This window comes from Streptomyces albus subsp. chlorinus (assembly GCF_013302895.1).
Lineage (GTDB): Bacteria > Actinomycetota > Actinomycetes > Streptomycetales > Streptomycetaceae > Streptomyces > Streptomyces chlorinus.
In genome coordinates, this window is the sequence record NZ_VJOK01000001.1 from 3,346,911 (window position 1) to 3,365,699 (window position 18,789).

The following is an 18,789-nucleotide window of genomic DNA, read 5'->3' on the forward strand; positions in this document are numbered from 1 at the left end:
AGCCTACCTCTCTCGGGTGAACCTCTCGGCACGGTCGCACCCGCTCGGCCCGGTGTGCGCTAACCCGCCCGGCGCTGCCCCTTGGAGCGGGCTCGCTTCTCCACGTACATCCGCTGGTCGGCGGACTGCAGGACCTCTTCGGCGGTCATTCCGCAGCTTGCCCAGCCGATGCCGAAACTGGCGCCTACCCGCACCGAACGCCCGTCAACCTGCATGGGGGGGATGATCGCGTTGCGCAGCCGGACGGCGAGGTCCTCGGCCTCCGCGGGACCGAGCCCGTCGGCCAGCACCACGAACTCGTCACCGCCCAGCCGCGCGACCGTGTCGTCGTCCCGCACGCCCTCCGTCAGGCGCCGGGCGACCTCGATGAGCACGGCGTCACCGCAGTGGTGGCCGTACCTGTCGTTGATCGACTTGAAGCCGTCCAGATCGCAGAAGAGGACGGCGAGTCCCTTCTCCCCCGGCCCGTCGCCCTTGGGTGGCACCGCGTGCTCGTGGAGCGGGTCGGGGTGCGGCACCGGACCGTCGCCGGAGCCGGCCGGGAGGCCGTGCGGCCCCATCAGCTGCTCACCGTCCCAGAGGGGCTCCCCGGTGCCGGATATCGCCGCCGTACCGCCGCCCAGCCCCTCCAGGTCCCAGAAGCCGTCCCCGGTCCCGTAGCCCGTCCCGTACCCGGGCACGTCCTGGCCCGCCGCGGCGGCGGCGCCCGTGGGGCGGCCCGGCATCGCGCAGAGCCTGCTGGAGAGGCGGGCCCGCAACTCGGCGCTGTTGGGCAGTCCGGTCAGCGAGTCGTGGCTGGCGCGGTGCGCGAGCTGCAGCTCGTGGCGCTTGCGCTCCTCGATGTCCTCGACGTGGGTGAGCAGATAGCGGGGCCCGTCGGCGGCGTCCGCGACCACGGAGTTGCGCAGCGAGACCCACACGTACGACCCGTCGCGCCGGGCCAGCCGCAGCTCGGCCCGGCCGCCCTCGGCCGAGGTGCGCAGCAGCACGCCGATGTCCTCGGGGTGGACGAGGTCGGAGAAGGAGTAGCGGCGCATCGCGGCGGCCGGGCGGCCCAGCAGCCGGCACAGCGCGTCGTTGGTCCGCAGCAGCCGCCCGTGCTGGTCCCCGCCCATCTCCGCGATGGCCATCCCGCTGGGCGCGTACTCGAACGCCTGCCGGAAGCTCTCCTCGCTGGCCCGCAGCGCCTGCTGCTCCCGCTCCAGCCGGACCAGCGCCCGCTGCATGTTCGAGCGCAGCCGCGCGTTGCTGATGGCGATGGCGGCCTGCGAGGCGTACATCTGGAGCGCCTCGCAGCCCCAGGCGCCGGGGCGGCGGCCGTTGCGCGGCTTGTCGACGGACAGCACGCCCAGCAGCTCGCCGTCGGAGGCGTACAGCGGAGCGAAGAGCCGGTCCATGGGGTGCCACGCGTCGGGCGCGTCGCTGACCGGCTGGGGCGCGTGCCACTGCGGCACGTCATCGTCGTCCAGCACCCAGCCCTCGGTGTACGGGACGAAGCGCAGCGCGCCCCACTGCTCCCCCATCGCCAGCCGGCGCTCCCAGGAGGCGCGGGGGCCGACGCGGCCCGCCATCATCGCCTCGGCGGCCGGGCTGCCGGCCACGGCGGCGACGACGAGGTCACCGTCGGCGCGTACCAGGTTCACCGTCGCTATCTCGAAGCCGAGCCCCTCGACCACTCCGTCCGCGACGGTCTGGAGGGTGTCGGCGAGGCTGCGGGCGGTGTTGAGCTGCGCCACGACGTGATGCAAACGGCGCAGACTGGCGAGGCGGACATAGGGCTCCGACTCGGTTTCCATAGCCCTCCCCCTGAGCCGTGTACGTCAACTCCAGGTGCTCGTGCCGTCGCTTGCGGGCCTCACTGACTGCGTTCGTCGGTGTACTTGTCGGCGTCTTCGACGCCTTCGGCGTTGCTCGGCGTTCGTCGGCGTTGTGCGGATGCCACGGCCACTGAATCACAGCGAGCTGTTCACCCGGTACACAGGGTCAACAATTAATGCCCTCTGTGACTCAAGTCACAACAGTGTGCTATGAGTTGACTGCACAACGTTGCCCCGGACAACCGTCGCCCCCGCCCTCCGCCTGACGGCGGTCCTAGGCCCCGCCTGGTCCCCGGGCCCGATGCGCACCCGGGAAACGGCTGGTTAGCGTAGCCAGCGTGTCCCACGCAGTGCAGCAGCAGACGACCCACGTGCCCCAGGCCCATCCGATGCCCCATCCTGATGGGGTGAGCGACGAGGAGTTCCGCGCGGCCATGGCGCGGCTGGCGGCCGGCGTGGTCCTGGTCACCGCGCACGACCCGGAGGAGGGCGCGCGCGGCGAGGACGTCGGCATGACCGCCACCGCCTTCATGTCCGTCTCCCTCGACCCGCCCCTGGTGCTGATCAGCCTGCGCGAGGGGTCCCGGATGGACGAGCTGCTCTCCCGCCAGGACCACTGGGCGGTCTCCCTGCTGACCGACGCCCAGACCCAGACCGCCGGTCGCTTCGCAATGAAGGCGCGGCTCAGCGACCGGCTCCTCTTCCAGGAGCTGCCCCACACCCGCGGCGCCACCAGCGGCGCCCCGCTGGTCGACGGAGCACTGGCCGCGGTCGAGTGCCGCACCGAACAGCGCGTGACGGCGGGCGACCACACCCTGCTCGTCGGCCGCGTCCTGGCCACCCGCCTCACCCACGGCGAGCACGGCCCCCTGCTGTACTACAGCGGACGGTACCGCTCCCTGCGCTGAGCCGCACCGGACGCCCGGGAGCGGCGTGGAGGTCCGGTCCGGCTCGTGGGAACCGGTCCCAGGTGCGGAGGTCCGGTCCCGCTCGTGGGGGCCCGGGTCCGCGCGTGGAGGCCCGGTTCCGCGCATGAAGGTCCGGGTCCGCTCGTGGAGGCCCGGTCCAGGTGCGAAGACTCGATCGCGTGCGGAGGCTCAGTCCCGCGCGAAGACTCGATCCGTACGGAGGCTCAATCCGTACGAAGGCTCAATCCCGTACGGGGGCTCAATCCCGTACGGGGGCTCAATCCCTACGGAGGCTCAATCCCAGGTGCGGCCCGAGCGGCCGCGCTTGATCTCGCCGCGCTGCTTCTTCTGCCGCAGCCGGCGCTCGTTGATGCCGCGGGGGATCTTCTTCTTGCGGCGCGGCGGCGGTGGCGGGGCCGTCGCCTCCGCGAGGAGGGAGGCCATGCGCACGGCCGCCGTCTCGCGGTTGCGCCACTGGGACCGGTGCTCGCTCGACCGTACGACCAGCACGCCGCCGTCCACCAGGCGGTTCGCCAGCCGCTCCAGCACGCGCCGCTTCCACACCTCGGGGAGCGCCTGGGTGCGCGCGAGGTCGAAGCGCAGCTCCACCTGGCTGTCGCTGGTGTTCACGTGCTGCCCGCCCGGCCCCGACGAGCGGGTGAAGCGCCACATCAGTTCGGCCTCGGGCAGACAGACCGCACCACGGATGCGATAGGGACCGGACATGCCTCCATGGTCCGCCCTCGACGCGCACACGTCATCCGCATTTCCGGAGGTGCGGCCCTTGGCGGGCGTTGGCGGGCCTTGGCGCGACGAGAGCCGGCGGCAGAAAAGCAAAGAAGGCAAAGAAAGCTGGAACCCCCTCGTCCCCCGACAGCGTTGTGGAGGGTGAGACGTGGGACGGGGACCCTGGTGAGGTCCCGGTTCCGCGAGGGTGGTTCCCTCGGGGGCCACACGGGATTCATCACGACAGAAGGGCACTCCCATGGCTGTAAGCCTGTCCAAGGGCGGCAACGTCTCTCTCACCAAGGAGGCGCCGGGCCTGAGCGCCGTCACGGTCGGCCTCGGCTGGGACGTGCGGACCACCACCGGCACCGACTTCGACCTCGACGCGAGCGCCATCGCGGTGAACGCGCAGGGCAAGGTCTACTCCGACCAGCACTTCGTGTTCTTCAACAACAAGGCGACCCCGGACCAGTCGATCGTCCACACCGGTGACAACCTCACCGGCCAGGGCGAGGGCGACGACGAGCAGATCAACGTCAACCTGGCCGCCCTGCCGGCCGAGATCGACAAGATCGTCTTCCCGGTCTCGATCTACGACGCCGAGAACCGCAGCCAGAACTTCGGCCAGGTGCGGAACGCCTTCATCCGCATCGTCAACCAGGCCGACCAGACGGAGATCGCCCGCTACGACCTGAGCGAGGACGCCGCCACCGAGACCGCGATGGTCTTCGGCGAGCTGTACCGCAACGGCGCCGAGTGGAAGTTCCGCGCCGTCGGCCAGGGCTACGCCTCCGGCCTCGTGGGCATCGCCCAGGACTTCGGCGTCAACGTCTGAGACCCGCCGGTCTCCGCACGATGACGGGGTGGCGCCTCCCACGGGCGGCGCCACCCCGCCGCAGCGGGAGGGGCCGCGGCGACGTGACACCATCACGGCGTGCTCGACATCGGCTACGCCCTCTCCCGCCGCTTCCCCGACCCGCCCCACACGGACTACCGCACCGCTGACACCCACGCGCTGCGGCACGATCTGTTCTGCGGCGACATCTACCTCGCCGACACCACCACCGACCGCGAACTGTCCACAGCCTGGGGATGGGTGCCGGTCCTCGACTTCGCCTGGGCGCTGTGCGACATCGCCGAGGAGCTCGACCGCGATCCGCGCGGCAACCGCTCCGCCGGTCCCCACCGCGCCCGGCTCGACTTCACCGAGTCCACCGAGCTGCTCCACTTCACGCGCCGCTTCGGCTGGGTGGAGATCACCGCCGACTGGGTCGCGGACAGCGCCGCGGAACCGCTCTCCTTCTCCCACGGCGAGCTGCGCCGGGAGGCCCGCGACTTCCTGCACGACCTGGTCGCGGACCTCACCGACATGCACGAGGGCCTGGACGACAATCCGGTCGTCTGGACCCTGACGGCCCGCTACCCCCGGGTATGAGCCCGGCCTTCCCCCGCCGGCGCCGCCCGGGCAGCCCCGCCCGCCCCAAGGACTCACCCCGTCCCCAGGAACCGCCCCGCCCCGCCCCCATAACGCCACCGAGCCTCAGAAATCGCCCCGGCCCCGGAACTCCACCGTGCCCCAGGCCTCCACCCGGCCCCCAGGACTCCACCCGGCCTCAGGACTCCACTCGCACCCCGATCTGCGCCGCGAAAGCCGGTGCCAGCTCCATCAGTTGATGCGGGCTGATGGTGGCCCCCGCCAGCCGTTCCACGCCCACCGCGATGTCCAGCTCGGTCGCACCCCGCAGATCGACGTCCTTGAGCCGGACCTGGTTCAGCTCGGCGCGGCGCAGCACACAGTCCCGGAAGGCGACCCGCTGGAGCGTGGCGCCGCCGAAGTCCGGCTCGTTGAGGACACAGCCCTCGAAGGTGACGTCGGAGAGCGTGGACTGCCGCAGGTTCAGGAAGTCGATCTTCCCTCCCCGCACCAGAACCCGGTTCAGCCGCGCCCCGTGCATCTGGATGCCGCCCAGCCGGGCGTCCCGCAGCTCCACGTCCCGCAGTTCGGCGCCCACCAGGTCGACGCCGACCCCCCACACCCCCTCCAGCACCGAATCGATCACCCTCAACCGTCCCAGCCGGGCCTCGTCCAGCGCGCAGCGGTACATCCCCACTTCGAGCAGGCGCGCCCCGCCGCCGTCCGTCCCGCTCAGATCCAGCCCTTCGAACCGCACCCCGTCGTAGTCACCGTCCGGCTCCAGCCCCTCCCCCTCGAAGGGCCGCAGCTCCGGCAGGGAGACCTGGGGACGCCGCGCTTCACGTACCGCTGCTGATGTCGCCATGCCCTCATGCTGCCCTTCCCCGCCGACAACGCCGGCCCTCGAACTGCTCTTTCCCGCCATGCGGATCCGGTTGTCCTCAACCACACTTCAAGGAGCAGGCTCGGCGGACATGCGGCCGCCACGGCCGTCCCCTCACCGAGGAGCGCACCATGTACGCCGTACGCCTGAACACCTGGACGCCCGGATGCCTTCGGACCCACCGGGAATCTGACGTACGAGCAGGTGCCCGACCCGTCGCCCGGTCCCGGCCAGGTCCGGGTCCTTGTGTAGGCCGCAGGCGTCCATCTGGTCGACACCACGTCCCCGCTCGTCCACCCGTTCCCGCTCGCCGAGGCGGCGGCCGCGCACAGCGCACCGCACGCAGCGCACCGCACGCAGCGCACAGCGCACAGCGCACTGGAGACGCGGGGGACGACCGGCCAGGTCGTACTCATCCCGGAAGGGCATCTCATAAGGACGTCTCATAGGGGCATCCCGTAAGGGTGGTCCCCACCCCGCACGGGCCGCCGCTGCCCTAGCGTTCCCCGTATGACCACCAGGACCGGGAACCGGAAACGATGGCTCATCGGGGTGGCCCTCTTCTGTGCGCTGGCCGTGACCGCGGCCGCCGTCGTGCTGATCCGCTACCAGCGGGAATGGGCCACGACGCCCTTCGTCGTGCCAGAGGGACGGCGTGCCACCCAGGTGTACGCGGCGGCCGACAAGGCGCTGTCCGTACCCGAGGGCACCACGCAGAAGGCCGCGGAACGCGCCGCCCGCAAGGGCACGCTCGCACTGCCGGCGGCGGCGAAGGGCAACCCGGAGGGCTACCTCTACCCCGCCACGTATTCCGTGCGGTCCGAGACGACACCGACGTCACTGGTCGCCCTCATGGCCAAGACGGCGCGGAAGCGGCAGGCGGCGGCCGGCGTGCACGACTACGCCACCCTCATCATCGCCAGCATCGCCCAGGCCGAGGCGGACTCCCTCACGGACATGAGGAAGGTCGCCCGCGTCATACACAACCGCCTCCGGCGCGGGATGCCCCTCCAGATGGACTCCACCATCAACTACGCGCTCAACCGCTCCACCCTCAACACCTCGTACGCCGACACCCGCATCTCCTCCCCCTACAACACCTACCGGTACAAGGGCCTCCCTCCCTCCCCCATCAACAACCCCGGCCCCGAAGCGCTCAAGGCCGCCACCACCCCGGCCGACGGCGACTGGCTCTACTTCGTCACCGTCAAGCCCGGGGACACCCGCTTCACCGACGACTACGCGCAGCACGAGAAGTGGGTGGAGGAGTTCAACGCGGAACAGGGCAACGGAGCCTGAGGCATCGGGCACGGCAGGAGAGTGGGGAAGACAGTGGCCGGAATTCGACGCCCCACCCGTTCGGCTCTGTACGAGACGGGACGTGACCACTAAAGTAGAACCACTTCTTTTCTTCCGAGGAGAAAGCGAGAGGAGGATTCCGTGTCGATCCGCATGTCCGGCTGGACCAGTGGACGCCCCGCAGAGCGGGACGTGAGCCGTAAGCGGCGAGAAGTTGCAGGAGTGACCGGATCCTTCATCTTCTCCGCTTTCTAGGACCGTTTTCCTGTCCTTCTGAAACTCGGAGTGCGCGCCCGGTCCGTGCGCGGAGAGGCGACACGATGTTTCTCCAGGTTCTGGAAACCCTCGGTGTTTTCTTCGGCGGCCTGGGCGCCCTTCTCGGGGCCACTACCCAACTCCTCACCTTCCTGAAGAAGAAAGAGGAGGAGGTCGGCAGGAGCGGCGGCAGCGCACCCGACTGGATGGCCTTCCCAAGGCCGGCAGCGCAGCTGATCGCAGCGGCCTGAAGGAGATTCTCACCGACGAAAGAATCTCGCCCTGTCGGAACCCGGACGCCCGCCCCAACCCGTCTTTCACGCCGAAATCCCTCCCGTCGGAAATGTGGAACCGCCTCACCGGGTGAGCAATTCCCTGACCGCCCTCGCGCTCCAGTGTCCGGACGCCCCCGGTGAGGCGGCCACATACGCGGCGATCTCTCGAACGCTCCAGGCACCCGTCTCCCGCAGTCCGGAGGCCAGGTGCTCGACGTACGCCGCGGTGGGAGGCACACCGGGCAGGTCGGCGAGCCCCCAGGGCGCCGTGAAGGTGAGGACCGGCCAACCGTCCATCGCACCGGCGCACACCAGCGTCTCGTACCGCCCGTCACCGAAGCGCGCCCGGCCGTGCGTCAGCGCCTCGGTCAGATCGAGATCGGCACCGGGCTCCCTGTACATCTCCTGCGCGGCGATATCGGAGAACTGCCCCGCGGTCACCAGATGCGCCACCGCGAAGGTGCGACCGGCGGACGCGGGATCGTAGAACGCCCTCCCGCCGCCCCACACCAAAGACTCCGTCGCGAAATAGAGAACTCCCGGCAGGACGACGGGAAGGGACCGAACCGGCATCGTCCGGTCCCGGCATCCCGGATACCCCCGCGCCGCCCCACCCGGTTTTCCGCCGACGATATACGCACCCAGCCGTTCCCGGTGCGTATTGGACCCGTAGGAGGCGTACCAGACCTCCGCCGGGGCACCTGCCGCAGGCGGCATGCGCGCGATATCCCGTGGAGCGTTCATGTGGTGTTCTCCCCGAAGACGGCTGCACAGGGGGCAGAGGCCATCGGCCCCGCAAAGGGAGGGACGCGTTGGTGCCCGACCGGCGGCACCGCGCAGGGTGCACACTCGGCCGGCTGTCAGGTCTGACGTGGACGCGGCTGCGATCTCCTGGGCTGCCGATAAGAACTTCGGTCAGTATGAGGCGGCGGGCTGGGGTGCGGCGAGGCGTGGGCGTCGTCGGGGAACGTCATCGCGTCTGTCGTGGGCACGGCGGCTCCTGTCAGGCACGGGAAAGGTTGGTGCCTTCCGGGGCTTGATAGCAGGGCGAGACGAGGGTGACGCTGATCTGTGGCTTGAGGTCACCTGAGCGTTTCTTCAGTGCCTCAATCGCCACATGGTGCCCGGAGATGGTGTGTACCGCAATGATCTCCGGGTTACGAAACATACTGTTTTGGGGTCCGTCTTTGGTGATATGCCACCCCATGCCGGGAAGCCGGGAGCGCAGGTTCTCCATGGCGGTGTCGAAATCGTCCGCGTCGGCTCTCCACAGTGCCCAGGGATGGTCCACGATGTAGTAAGTGGTGAAGTCCGGGTCGACGGCGCTACACGGCCCGGCGGCGGCAGGAAGGTCACTTGGGGTGCCGGGGATGCCCATGGCATCCAGCAGCCGGGACGATATCCGGTTGACCTCGTCCTCTGCCTGTCGCACCTCGCGCACCTCGGGTGTATATCCGAGGATCCTGCGTACCTTCGACGGCTTGGCGACCCGCCCGGGGCCAGTGCGTTTCATGATCGAGCATCCCATCAGCGGAATCAGGGTCACCAGCGCGGCTGCAACGGTAGCTTTCCGGCAGCGGTCACTGTTTGAGCGTGACGTTGCCATAGTCGCCGGCCACTACCTTGGCCATGTTGCGCAGGCTGACCGTCGGGTCGCCGTCGCGATTCTCATCCCAGTACTTGCCATGCCCCATGGGTCCTCTCCATGGGCCGTAGTCCATGACGTTGCCTCCGAAGCGCTTGTCGGTGGGTATTGCCCGGTCCGGGCCGCCGCCGTGGAAGGCGCGTCCTCCCTGGCGCACCGTGGTGTCATCGACTGTGTTGTCGGCGGCAACGGCCCATACGTGGTCGGCGCCGACGCCGAGGTCTTCCGCACGGCGTACGTGGACGCCGGGAGAGCCCTGGAACATGATGTCGTCGGCCGGGAGCCGGTGGCCCTTGGCGGCTTCGCCGACGACCGCGGAGCCGTAGGAGTGGCCGGAGACGGTGGTGTGCGAGGCGTCCGCCCCACCCTGGGCGGCCTGGGTGCCCTCGGTGAACCTCCGGAGGGGTTCGGCGCCCTCGTCGGCGAACTTGCCACGGGTCGGGTTGTGGCCGGGGTTGATGTCGGGGGCGTCGTAGTCCAGCCACGTGATCGTCGATACCGAGGCGTCGGGGCCGGCCGCTGTGGACGAGTGCCGCCACAGGCGGTCCATGCGGTGCAGGTCTCCGTCGATGGTGGAGAGTTTCGCTGTAGTCCCGGGTACGTGGATGGCGGTGTGGTCGGCGGTGTCGGGGTTGCCGTCGGCCAGGATGATCCGCCCGTCTCCGCGGCCCTTGGGGTGGAAGCCGAGCAAGTATGCAGGGGGAAGCCCCTTGATACCGGTTCGGTCGAAGCGGCTCTCAATGGCTTCGATGCCCTTGAGGGTGTCGTTGATGTGATCCCTGCGGCCTTTCCAGCCGGACGGTCTTTCTGTCAGCAGCTGGTTGAGTTCGGTCTGGTAGCGGCCTTTGGTCGTGGCCGTCTCGGCGCGGTTGGCTTCGTCGCGTATGTCGGCGGGCAGTCCGTCGAGCGCGCCGATCTGTGCGGGGTAGAGGGCGAGGTAGTGGTCCCTGTCCTCGTCGCCGAGGAGGTCCCACCACCGCTTGTTCTCCAGTGGACTCCCGCTCTCGGGGGGCTGGGGCAAGTAGGCCCCGGCTTCGGTGGCGGCTTTCCGGGAGACTTTGGTGTCGGCAGCGGTGTCGTTCCAGTCCCCGGACGAGACGTACAGTTCGTCGTCTGCTTTCAGGCGCCGCAGGACGCGGGCGTACGTCCTGTCGGCTTCGGTTGCTTGCTCGACGGCATCGAAGATTTCCTGGGCGATCCCCAGGGCTCTCTTCTTCTCGCTGTCGGCGCCGTGGGCCGCGCCGCCGTCGGGTTTGTTTCCGCCGTCGTCTTCCGAGCCGGCGGTGGAGCAGGAGACAGAGCCGTCGGACTCGACGGTGAAACCTTCCCGCTCGGCCTCGCGCAGGGCCTGGTGGAGCCTGACCTGGGCTTTGCGGAGCATTTCTTGCAGCAGATCGATGTTGGTGCGTATCAGTCCGGTCTGGACCTGCAGGTAGTGGAAGTTGTCTGCGAGCTGGCCCACTTGACGCAGGGCAGCGTTGGCGGCGCGGCCTTCGAGCTTGCCTCGGATGCCGGGAGAAACGGTGTTGTTGAGCCCGTCTTTACCCTGTTCTCCCGCAGAGGAGAGGCTCTTGTAGACGCGTGCGGCGCGGCCCAGTTTTTCAGTGTCGAGCTTGGCGAGCGTCTGCCATTTCACCCTCTCTACCGCCCGGGGGTGTCGCGGTAGCGGTGTGAAAGCCGGTCGAATTCGCCGCGGCTTTCTTCGTCGTTGTTGTGCTGCATGGTGCCTGCGTTCTGCATGCTGCCGGCCAGGCGGGTGCAGCGGTCTGCGACTTTGTTGGCGTACTCAGCCCAAGAGCTGTTCAGGGTGTCGTCGATGACGCCGGCGCACTCGAAGTCCCCGTCGTCCCCGTCTACGTCGAAGAGCGTGTTGAGCGTGTTGAAGGCCATCTGCAGTCCGGCCCTGATGACGGGGCGCTTGAGTTGGTCGGTGTCATGCGCGGCCTTGCGCCAGGCAGCCCGGTCGGAGACGGTCTGCCCGTCCGAACCGGTCTCACCCGAATGGGATGGGGCCTGGCCTGCCAGCTGCATCCGCGCCGGCCCATGGCTGTCGGGGGACAAGTCGTTGATCGCCGAAGAGTCAGGCTCGGCTGTGGCACGCGGGGCGGGCACGCCGATCACATCGTAGATCGCCGAACGCCCTACCACTCGCTGCCCCCGTGGCTTCTCGCTGGTTGAGTGTGCCCGTCAGGGGTGGGGTACCGACGGGACAGTGACAACTAGAGTTCGCAACCTATCAAGTCGGCGCCCCAGGCCGACCCGTTTTGGGGGAAGTTGAGTACGTGTACTCAGGCACTCTGTGTCGGTTGGCGATAGTTGGCCACCCAATGTCCCCGCCTGCGTGTGAAGGGGTGAAGTGAAGTCGCGGCGATCGGGTCCGAGGCGGGCACGGCCCTCATTGCCTGCTTCTTGAGGCTGCGGCGGGGTGGCCGGTGACGCCACGCTCGCGCCATCGTCCTCGCCCAGGCCGGATGCCCGACGGCCGCCGCGCGACCACCCACTGGCGCTACACCACCCGCCCCGCCGCCTTCCCCCTCGGTACAGATGACCGGGAGGGGCTGTTCGTGGAACACAGCGACGTGGCCACCAGCGCCGCAACCGGTGCGGGCATCGGCTTGTGCCTGCATGGGGGCCGAGTGGTCCGAGGCCGACGTCGAGAGGGCGGAGACAGGAGCCGGCGGCGGTCACAGGATGCCAACGCGCGCGGTCCGCTTCAGCGGTCCACCCTGATCATCTTGCTCCTGGCCAGCGCTTCCTTGTCCCGCCCATCGGCTCAGCCCGCTGCGAAGATGACCACATCGGCAACGGCCCGTAGCGATCACCCTGGTTGCTGCACTTCGCTGCTGTACGGCACCACAGAGGCCCCGTCCCACACCCGGGACGGGGCCTCTGACCGGCCATGAAGCCACTGGAGCCGCCTGTCGGATTCGAACCGACGACCTTCTGTTTACAAGACAGATGCTCTAACCAGCTGAGCTAAGGCGGCGTGTGCGGTGTCGCTCGTGCAGTGTACCGGGCGGTGGATCGGGCCGGTCGGACTACTGACAAAAGCCGGATCAGAGGCTAGCGTCTCGCCAGGTCCACGCAGTGGACTACACCTCCGCCTTTACCACGGATCGTCCGGCACGTACCTGCCGGTGAAGGAGAAGCGAACATGGCCACGGTCACCTACGACAAGGCGACCCGGGTGTACCCGGGTGCCGAGACCCCCGCCGTCGACAAGCTCGACATCGAGATCGCGGACGGGGAGTTCCTCGTTCTCGTCGGTCCCTCCGGTTGTGGCAAGTCCACCTCGCTGCGGATGCTCGCGGGGCTGGAGGACGTCAACGAGGGCAACATACGCATCGGTGACCGGGACGTGACCCACCTTCCGCCGAAGGACCGGGACATCGCGATGGTCTTCCAGAACTACGCGCTGTACCCGCACATGTCGGTGGCCGACAACATGGGCTTCGCGCTCAAGATCGCCGGGGTGCCGAAGGCGGAGATCCGCAAGAAGGTGGAGGACGCGGCCAAGATCCTCGACCTCACCAAGTACCTGGACCGCAAGCCGAAGGCGCTCTCGGGCGGCCAGCGGCAGCGTGTGGCCATGGGCCGGGCCATCGTCCGGGAGCCGCAGGTCTTCCTCATGGACGAGCCGCTCTCCAACCTGGACGCGAAGCTGCGTGTGCAGACCCGTACGCAGATCGCGGGCCTGCAGCGCCGGCTCGGCATCACCACGGTCTACGTCACGCATGACCAGGTCGAGGCGATGACGATGGGTGACCGGGTGGCCGTCCTCAAGGACGGTCTGCTCCAGCAGATCGACAGCCCGCGGAACATGTACGACCGCCCGGCCAACCTCTTCGTCGCGGGCTTCATCGGCTCGCCCGCGATGAACCTGGTCGAGGTGCCGATCACCGACGGCGGGGTGAAGTTCGGCAACAGCGTGGTGCCGGTCGAGCGGGACGCCATCGCGGCCGCGGCCGACAAGGGCGACAAGACGGTCACCGTCGGTATCCGTCCGGAGCACTTCGACGTGGTCAACGGCGAGGGCGGCGACAGCGGCAAGAAGCTCTCCAAGGACGAGGCGGCGGGTGTCGCCGTCACCGTGAACGTCGTCGAGGAACTCGGCGCGGACGGTTACGTGTACGGCACCGCGGACGTCGGCGGCGAGAAGTGCGACCTGGTGGTCCGCGTCTCCGGCCGCAGTGTTCCGGAGAAGGGCACCACCGTCCACGTGGTGCCGCGGGCCGGGGAGACCCACGTCTTCTCCACCTCCTCCGGCGAGCGCCTCAGCGACTGAGCCGGAGGCGGGAGGCGGGGCGGGGGCGGTTCGCGGACCGACCGGTCGGTCTGTCCGGTGAACGACCACCGGCCTCCCCTGCCGAGTTGAACGCGAGGGCCGTGTCGGGCAGTGCGCCCGACACGGCCCTCTTTCGTGCGACATTTCTCGAACAACCCCCTTCCCTGTCCCTCGATATGGTGACAAAATGTCGCCAAATCACTACCGCTCGCTACCATCACGGGCGTGAACCACGCAGCCCGCCGTATCGGCCGATCCCTCGCCCTTGTACTCCCGGTCGTGCTCGTTCTGTCCGGGACTCTCGCCGTCACCAGCGTCCCGTGGGCCACCTCGCCCGCGGACTCGCAAGCCCTCACCGCCTCCACCCACGACGCCTCCTCGCCCGACGCCTCCTCGCCCGACGCTTCATCCGCCGCCGCCTCGACGCCCGCCGCGCCGCCGGCCCCCGCCCACCGCGCCCCGCAGGACGTCCTGCGCGACCGCCTCATCGCCGAACTCCAGGAGAAGGACCCGGGGGTGGCCCTCTCCGGTCTCCAGCGCGCGGTGGCCCGCAAGCCGGCGCTTGCCCGCCACTGCACCTCCATCGCGCGGGCGCTCGGCAAGGCGGCCGTCCACAAGTACGGCCCCCAGCGCGCGCAGCGCTTCTCGCGGCCCGTCTGCGACACGTCCTTCGCCTACGGCGTCGCCCAGCTGAGCTGAGCCCCGCGGGCAGCGTCCCGCGTACCGCCCCGCGGCACACAGCGCGGTGCCGCCCGCGCGCACAGCGCGCATAGGCTGCGGCACATGACCCAGCATCCGACCCAGGCCGTGATCCTCGCAGGCGGACAGGGATCACGGCTGCGGCCGTACACCGACGACCGCCCCAAGCCGATGGTGGAGATCCCCGGTACGGGGGTGCCGATCATCGGCCACCAACTGGCCTGGCTGGCGGCCGAGGGCGTGACCGACGCCGTCGTCTCCTCCGGCCACCTCGCCGAGGTGCTCGAGGAGTGGCTCGCCAAAGCCGAACTCCCCTGCCGCGTCACCACGGTGACCGAGCAGGAGCCTCTCGGACGCGGCGGCGCGCTCAAGTTCGCCGCGCGCTCCCTGCCGCGTCCCGACGAGCCCTGGTACGCGACCAACGGTGACATCTGGACCCGGTTCTCGCTGCGGGAGATGGCCGCCTTCCACGCCGAACGGGACGCCACCGCCACCCTCGCGCTCGCCCGGCCGCGCATCCCGTGGGGCGCCGTGGAGACCGACGAGTTCGGCCACGTCCTCGACTTCATCGAGGCCCCGCCCTCGCCCTATCTGATCAACGCGGGCGTGTACGTCTTCGCGCCCCGTTTCGCCGGGCTGCTGCCCGAACGCGGCGACCACGAGCGCACCACCTTCCCCCGCCTCGCCCGCGAACGCGCCCTGGCGGGCTTCCCACTCCCCCAGGGTTCCTACTGGCGTGCCATCGACACCGCCAAGGACCTCACCGAAGCCGCGAAGGAACTGGCTGGCGGCGGTACGGCACACCGCTGAGCCCGGCGCGCGGCAGCGCGCCCCTGTGCCCGCGCGGCAGCGCGCCCCTGTGGGCCCACCCGAGTGTGGGCCCACCCGGGGTCATGACGTCCCCGAGGCCCACCTCGAACGCGTCAGGGCCGTCGGTCCCTCTCGGGAGACCGACGGCCCTGACGGCTGAGGGGCGCGAGGCGGCACCCCCGACCTGCGGAACCGCCTGCCCACGCCCCGGTCAGCGGCCCAGGAGGCCGCCCAGCGCTCCACGGCCGCCGCTGCCACTGCCCCCGGAGGCGGCACCGCCGCCTCCGGAACCCGTGGAGGAGCCGCCGCCCGAGGCGTCCGACTGACGGGAGAGGCCGGTACGGGAGCCGGTGCTGTTGCCCGTCGTCGCCTGCGGCTCCTGCGGGAGCTGGCGGGGCGGCGCGGTGGTGCCCTGCTGCTGGCCGGGCGTCGTCGCACCCTGCCGGGCGCCCGGGCCCGCGCCCTGCGTCTGGCCCTGGCTGGGCGTGGACTGGGGGCCGCTGGTGGCCCGCCGTTCGCCTGGGCGGGTCTCGTTCGCGGAGGGGCGGCCGTCCTTGCGGCGGGACTCCGCGCCACGACGGCCGTGGGCGCCGCCGTCGGGGCCCTCGGTGGCCTGGCCGGCGGTCGGGCCCTGGCCGGGCACCTGGGGCATCGGGGAGCCCGGCAGCCGGTTGGTGGGGATCTTGCCGCGCTCGGGGACGGTGGCCGTCTGCGAGGAGCGCACGGCGCTGCCCAGCAGCGAGCCGATGAGCAGGGCGAGCCCTACGATCACCGTGGCGACGACGGCGCCCCGGCGCAGGACGCGCCGGCGCAGGTCCCACAGCGCGACCCGGGGCCCCAGCTTGCGCCAGGCCTCACTCGCCAGCCTGCCGTCGACGGAGAAGACGGGTGCGCCCGCGATGATCAGCGGGCTCCAGGCGGCGAGGTAGATGATGTCGGGTGCCTCGTAGGCGGGGACGCTGCTCCAGCTGACCGTCAGCAGCAGCGCCACCGACAGCAGCGCGCCGATCCCGGCGGCGATCCGCTGCCACAGCCCGAACATCGTCAGCACACCGACGATGACCTGCGAGAAGGCCACGGTCAGTCCGGAGCCGACCGGATGGGCGAGGGCGAAGTCGCGCAGCGGGGAGGCGATCGTCCACGGGTCGAGGGAGCGCAGCCAGGTGACCATGGAGCCGCGCTCGCCGCCGTCGAAGTAGACGGGGTCGCACAGCTTCCCCATCCCGGCGTAGACGGTGATGAAGCCGAGGAAGATCCGCAGGGGGAGGAGGACGACGCCGAGGTTCATCCGGCGCCCGGGGTAGTAGGCGTGCCGCACCCCGTCGCGGCGGCGCCGGCCGTCGGCGTCGAGGGCCCTGTCCTCGCCCTCGTCGTCCTCGGCACCGGCGGCGGCCGGGTACGGGGCGCCGTGGAGAGCGCCGTGGGGGCCGTGGCCGGGGCCGTGGTGGGGGTCGCCGTACGGGCCCCGGTAGCCGACCGCGTCCAGTTCGCCGGTGTCCTGCCCGACGGTGCGCAGTTCCCCGGTGTCCTCGTCGGAGCCGTAACCGAATCCGGCGGTCTCGTCGTGGTCGTCGTCGAACGCGCCGCGCGCCGGGCGCACCCCCTTCAGCAGCGGCTCCGCCGGGGGTGGCGGTTCGCTCTCGGAGGGCTGGGGGCCGCGGGGCGGGCCGACGACGGTGGCGGGGCCGCGTCCCGTGCCGCCGCGCCCGGGCGGGGCGCCCGGGGACGCGGGGCAGCGTCTGGGTGGACGTCGGATCCGCCTCGGTGCCGGTGCCGGCGGGCGCGCCCGCGAAGCCGACCAGGCCCGCCGTGCGGGCGGCCTGGATCACCTTCGTGGCGCCCGTGTCGTCCGGTTCGGCTCCGCCGCTCCACACCACGGGGGCGCGGCGCCGGGCCGCCGGAGCGGCGCCGGAGTAGCGGCCGGTCCCGGCGGACGCGCCTGGCGCGGCGGACGCGCCGGTTCCGGCGGCGACGGGGAGGGGCTCGGTGTCCTCGAACGCCGCCGCCTCGCGCCCGGAGGCGCCACGGGTCACCGGATACGCCGGAGCCGGGTACCCCGCGGCGGCCGCGGGGACGAGGGCGGGGGACGCCGTGGAGGCGGCGGTCGCCAGGGCCGCGCGCGCGGCCACCGACGAGGAGACGGCGGCCGGCGCCGAGGACGCGCCGAGCCGCACGCGGAAACTCGCGTGATTGACGACCACCTCAGCGGGGTCGGACGGGACCTTGACCGTGCTCAGCACCGGCTCGTCGTCGAAGAAACCGCGGGGGCTTCCCCCTGGGCTGTGCCCAGAGCCGCGGCCCGAAGCACCGGGTGCGCGGGGTGTTCTGGTGTCCACACTCATCTAACCGAGTGACGGACGTTTAGGACACTGCCTTGACCGCCCCGAACTGTCGGAGGCCCGTCAAGCGGGCGGCGGCACCCCGGGCCAGGCACTCCGCGCCGGGGCCGGGCACTCCGGACAGGGCGCCCCCGGGCACTCCGGGCCAGGGGGTACCGAGGGGCGCCGGGGGGCGCCGGGGAGCCTCAGCCCCGGCGGCGGCGCGCCGCCTCGTAGAGGACGACACCCGCGGCGACACCCGCGTTCAGCGACTCGGCGCCACCGGGCATCGGGATCCGCACCCGCAGGTCGCAGGTCTCCCCCACCAGCCGCGAGAGGCCCTTGCCCTCGCTGCCGACGACCACCACGAGCGGGCCGTCCAGCGCCGCGACGTCGCCCAGCTCCACGTCGCCGTCCGCCGCGAGCCCGATCACCGTCAGACCCGCCTTCTTGTACCCCTCCAGCGCACGGGTGAGGTTGGTGGCGCGCGCGACCGGCGTGCGCGCCGCCGTACCGGCCGAGGTCTTCCACGCGCCGGCCGTCATCCCCGCCGCGCGCCGCTCCGGCACCACGACCCCGTGCCCGCCGAACGCGGAGACCGACCGGACCACGGCACCCAGGTTGCGCGGGTCGGTGACCCCGTCCAGCGCGACGACCAGCGGGTCCTCGCCGCGGTCGTAGGCCGCCGCCGCCAGGTCCTCCGGGTGCGCGTACTCGTAGGGCGGGACCTGGAGGACCAGGCCCTGATGGTTGAGCCCGTTCGTCATCCGGTCCAGCTCGGGCCGGGGCGCCTCGACCAGGCGGATGTCACCCCGCTCACCGGCGACGCGGACCGCTTCGCGGACGCGTTCGTCGTTGTCGATGAACTGCTGCACGTAGAGGGCGTTGGCCGGGACGCCCTCGCGGAGCGCCTCCAGCACGGAGTTGCGGCCCACCACCAGCTCCGCGGTGCCCTTGCCGCCACGGGGGCCCCGCTGCGGCCGGTTCTGGGCACGGCGCGCCTTCGCCTGGGCGGCGCGCTGCTTGGCATGGCCCTTGCGCATCTCGGCGGGCGGCGTGGGGCCCTTGCCCTCCAGGCCACGGCGGCGCTGCCCTCCGCTGCCGATCATGGGGCCCTTCTTCTTCCCGGGCATGGGTACCTACCTTGCTCGCTTATGGGGTCGCTGGTTCGCGTAGGGGATCGCTGGTTCGGATGCGGTTCGGATGTACGTGCGGCCTGTCAACGGTACCGGTACCCGCCCCCCGCCCCGCCCGCGGAAGCGGATGGGGACGGGGGACGGGGGACGGGAATGGGGACGGGGACGGGGACCGGAGGGATCGCCCGGTGGCCGGAGGGATCGTGCGGTGGCCGGTCCCCGGCGGGCCGGGAGCCGGTCCGCCGCCGGTCGGTCGCCGGCCCTCCGCGAATCGGTCTCCGGTCGGCCGCCGATCTGCCGCCTGTCCGCCGCGGATCGG

At 70.9% G+C, this 18,789-nt stretch carries 18 protein-coding genes, 1 tRNA gene and 1 pseudogene; 10 read left to right on the top strand and 10 right to left on the bottom strand.

Annotation, left to right across the window (positions count from 1 at the left end):
• Positions 1–59 precede the first annotated feature (59 nt).
• Positions 60–1,796: a diguanylate cyclase CdgB gene (gene cdgB, locus FM076_RS14905; RefSeq protein WP_173871065.1), complete on the bottom strand. Its 1,737-nt coding sequence runs from the start codon at positions 1,794–1,796 to the stop codon at positions 60–62.
• Positions 1,797–2,206: 410 nt separating this feature from the next.
• On the opposite strand from cdgB, the gene FM076_RS14910 reads away from it, so the two are divergent.
• Entirely contained in the window at positions 2,207–2,725 is a 519-nt protein-coding gene (locus FM076_RS14910; protein WP_243274927.1) for a flavin reductase family protein, read from the top strand.
• Between the two features lie 294 nt (positions 2,726–3,019).
• Here FM076_RS14910 and arfB read toward each other — a convergent pair whose 3' ends face one another.
• Positions 3,020–3,451 (bottom strand): alternative ribosome rescue aminoacyl-tRNA hydrolase ArfB, encoded by a 432-nt coding sequence (gene arfB, locus FM076_RS14915; protein ID WP_173871066.1) that lies wholly within the window; start codon positions 3,449–3,451, stop codon positions 3,020–3,022.
• A 259-nt stretch (positions 3,452–3,710) separates the two neighbouring features.
• Between arfB and FM076_RS14920 the strand changes: the two genes are divergently transcribed.
• Together FM076_RS14920 and FM076_RS14925 are read left to right on the top strand one after the other, a co-directional pair.
• Complete coding sequence (locus FM076_RS14920) at positions 3,711–4,286, top strand: TerD family protein (RefSeq protein WP_173871069.1); 576 nt, start codon at positions 3,711–3,713, stop codon at positions 4,284–4,286.
• 99 nt (positions 4,287–4,385) lie between these two features.
• Positions 4,386–4,886 carry a hypothetical protein gene (locus FM076_RS14925; RefSeq protein WP_173871071.1) on the top strand — a complete coding sequence of 167 codons (501 nt, stop codon included), beginning with the start codon at positions 4,386–4,388 and terminating at the stop codon, positions 4,884–4,886.
• A 178-nt stretch (positions 4,887–5,064) separates the two neighbouring features.
• On the opposite strand, the gene FM076_RS14930 is transcribed toward FM076_RS14925, so the two are convergent.
• Positions 5,065–5,730: a pentapeptide repeat-containing protein gene (locus FM076_RS14930; RefSeq protein ID WP_173871073.1), complete on the bottom strand. Its 666-nt coding sequence runs from the start codon at positions 5,728–5,730 to the stop codon at positions 5,065–5,067.
• A 528-nt stretch (positions 5,731–6,258) separates the two neighbouring features.
• Here FM076_RS14930 and mltG point away from each other — a divergent pair.
• Both mltG and FM076_RS14940 read left to right on the top strand, forming a co-directional pair.
• On the top strand, positions 6,259–7,047 hold the full coding sequence (gene mltG / locus FM076_RS14935; RefSeq protein WP_173871074.1) for an endolytic transglycosylase MltG: 789 nt from the start codon (positions 6,259–6,261) through the stop codon (positions 7,045–7,047).
• 320 nt (positions 7,048–7,367) lie between these two features.
• Positions 7,368–7,553 (top strand): hypothetical protein, encoded by a 186-nt coding sequence (locus FM076_RS14940; RefSeq protein WP_173871076.1) that lies wholly within the window; start codon positions 7,368–7,370, stop codon positions 7,551–7,553.
• 105 nt (positions 7,554–7,658) lie between these two features.
• Here FM076_RS14940 and FM076_RS14945 read toward each other — a convergent pair whose 3' ends face one another.
• The 4 genes from FM076_RS14945 to FM076_RS33790 form a co-directional block, all read right to left on the bottom strand.
• Entirely contained in the window at positions 7,659–8,150 is a 492-nt protein-coding gene (locus FM076_RS14945; RefSeq protein WP_345945018.1) for a histone deacetylase, read from the bottom strand.
• Between the two features lie 430 nt (positions 8,151–8,580).
• Entirely contained in the window at positions 8,581–9,123 is a 543-nt protein-coding gene (locus tag FM076_RS14950; RefSeq protein WP_173871079.1) for a hypothetical protein, read from the bottom strand.
• A gap of 34 nt (positions 9,124–9,157) precedes the next feature.
• Complete coding sequence (locus tag FM076_RS14955; protein WP_173871081.1) at positions 9,158–10,858, bottom strand: alpha/beta hydrolase; 1,701 nt, start codon at positions 10,856–10,858, stop codon at positions 9,158–9,160.
• Between the two features lie 5 nt (positions 10,859–10,863).
• The gene (locus FM076_RS33790) at positions 10,864–11,343 is read right to left on the bottom strand and encodes a hypothetical protein (protein WP_173871083.1); all 480 of its coding nucleotides are present in this window, start codon (positions 11,341–11,343) and stop codon (positions 10,864–10,866) included.
• Between the two features lie 327 nt (positions 11,344–11,670).
• Here FM076_RS33790 and FM076_RS35320 point away from each other — a divergent pair.
• A pseudogene (locus FM076_RS35320) lies at positions 11,671–11,849 on the top strand (AraC family transcriptional regulator); the annotation flags it as partial.
• Between the two features lie 282 nt (positions 11,850–12,131).
• Here the strand turns inward: FM076_RS35320 and FM076_RS14965 are convergent.
• A tRNA-Thr gene (locus FM076_RS14965) sits at positions 12,132–12,208 on the bottom strand.
• A gap of 168 nt (positions 12,209–12,376) precedes the next feature.
• Here FM076_RS14965 and FM076_RS14970 point away from each other — a divergent pair.
• The 3 genes from FM076_RS14970 (at position 12,377) to FM076_RS14980 (ending at position 15,016) form a co-directional block, all read left to right on the top strand.
• Positions 12,377–13,507, top strand: coding sequence for an ABC transporter ATP-binding protein (locus tag FM076_RS14970; RefSeq protein WP_173871085.1), 1,131 nt, complete (start codon positions 12,377–12,379; stop codon positions 13,505–13,507).
• 225 nt (positions 13,508–13,732) lie between these two features.
• Complete coding sequence (locus tag FM076_RS14975) at positions 13,733–14,206, top strand: hypothetical protein (protein WP_173871087.1); 474 nt, start codon at positions 13,733–13,735, stop codon at positions 14,204–14,206.
• Between the two features lie 84 nt (positions 14,207–14,290).
• Complete coding sequence (locus tag FM076_RS14980) at positions 14,291–15,016, top strand: nucleotidyltransferase family protein (RefSeq protein WP_173871089.1); 726 nt, start codon at positions 14,291–14,293, stop codon at positions 15,014–15,016.
• A gap of 211 nt (positions 15,017–15,227) precedes the next feature.
• Here the strand turns inward: FM076_RS14980 and FM076_RS33795 are convergent, their stop codons facing one another.
• Entirely contained in the window at positions 15,228–16,616 is a 1,389-nt protein-coding gene (locus tag FM076_RS33795) for a DoxX family membrane protein (protein WP_345945019.1), read from the bottom strand.
• 386 nt (positions 16,617–17,002) lie between these two features.
• Between FM076_RS33795 and FM076_RS34970 the strand changes: the two genes are divergently transcribed.
• Positions 17,003–17,206, top strand: a complete 204-nt coding sequence (locus tag FM076_RS34970; RefSeq protein WP_173871091.1) for a hypothetical protein — start codon at positions 17,003–17,005, stop codon at positions 17,204–17,206.
• A 334-nt stretch (positions 17,207–17,540) separates the two neighbouring features.
• Here the strand turns inward: FM076_RS34970 and rlmB are convergent, their stop codons facing one another.
• Entirely contained in the window at positions 17,541–18,467 is a 927-nt protein-coding gene (gene rlmB / locus FM076_RS14995) for a 23S rRNA (guanosine(2251)-2'-O)-methyltransferase RlmB (protein ID WP_173871093.1), read from the bottom strand.
• Positions 18,468–18,789: the final 322 nt, after the last annotated feature.

Excerpts from the sequence above, each read along its gene's own strand:
- FM076_RS14920 (WP_173871069.1), top strand. The coding sequence starts at position 3,711 with ATGGCTGTAAGCCTGTCCAAGGGCGGCAACGTCTCTCTCACCAAGGAG.
- FM076_RS14945 (WP_345945018.1), bottom strand. The coding sequence starts at position 8,150 with ATGCCGGTTCGGTCCCTTCCCGTCGTCCTGCCGGGAGTTCTCTATTTC.
- rlmB (WP_173871093.1), bottom strand. The coding sequence starts at position 18,467 with ATGCCCGGGAAGAAGAAGGGCCCCATGATCGGCAGCGGAGGGCAGCGC.
- arfB (WP_173871066.1), bottom strand. The coding sequence starts at position 3,451 with ATGTCCGGTCCCTATCGCATCCGTGGTGCGGTCTGTCTGCCCGAGGCC.
- FM076_RS14930 (WP_173871073.1), bottom strand. The coding sequence starts at position 5,730 with ATGGCGACATCAGCAGCGGTACGTGAAGCGCGGCGTCCCCAGGTCTCC.
- mltG (WP_173871074.1), top strand. The coding sequence starts at position 6,259 with ATGACCACCAGGACCGGGAACCGGAAACGATGGCTCATCGGGGTGGCC.
- cdgB (WP_173871065.1), bottom strand. The coding sequence starts at position 1,796 with ATGGAAACCGAGTCGGAGCCCTATGTCCGCCTCGCCAGTCTGCGCCGT.
- FM076_RS14980 (WP_173871089.1), top strand. The coding sequence starts at position 14,291 with ATGACCCAGCATCCGACCCAGGCCGTGATCCTCGCAGGCGGACAGGGA.
- FM076_RS14970 (WP_173871085.1), top strand. The coding sequence starts at position 12,377 with ATGGCCACGGTCACCTACGACAAGGCGACCCGGGTGTACCCGGGTGCC.
- FM076_RS14940 (WP_173871076.1), top strand. The coding sequence starts at position 7,368 with ATGTTTCTCCAGGTTCTGGAAACCCTCGGTGTTTTCTTCGGCGGCCTG.
- FM076_RS14910 (WP_243274927.1), top strand. The coding sequence starts at position 2,207 with ATGCCCCATCCTGATGGGGTGAGCGACGAGGAGTTCCGCGCGGCCATG.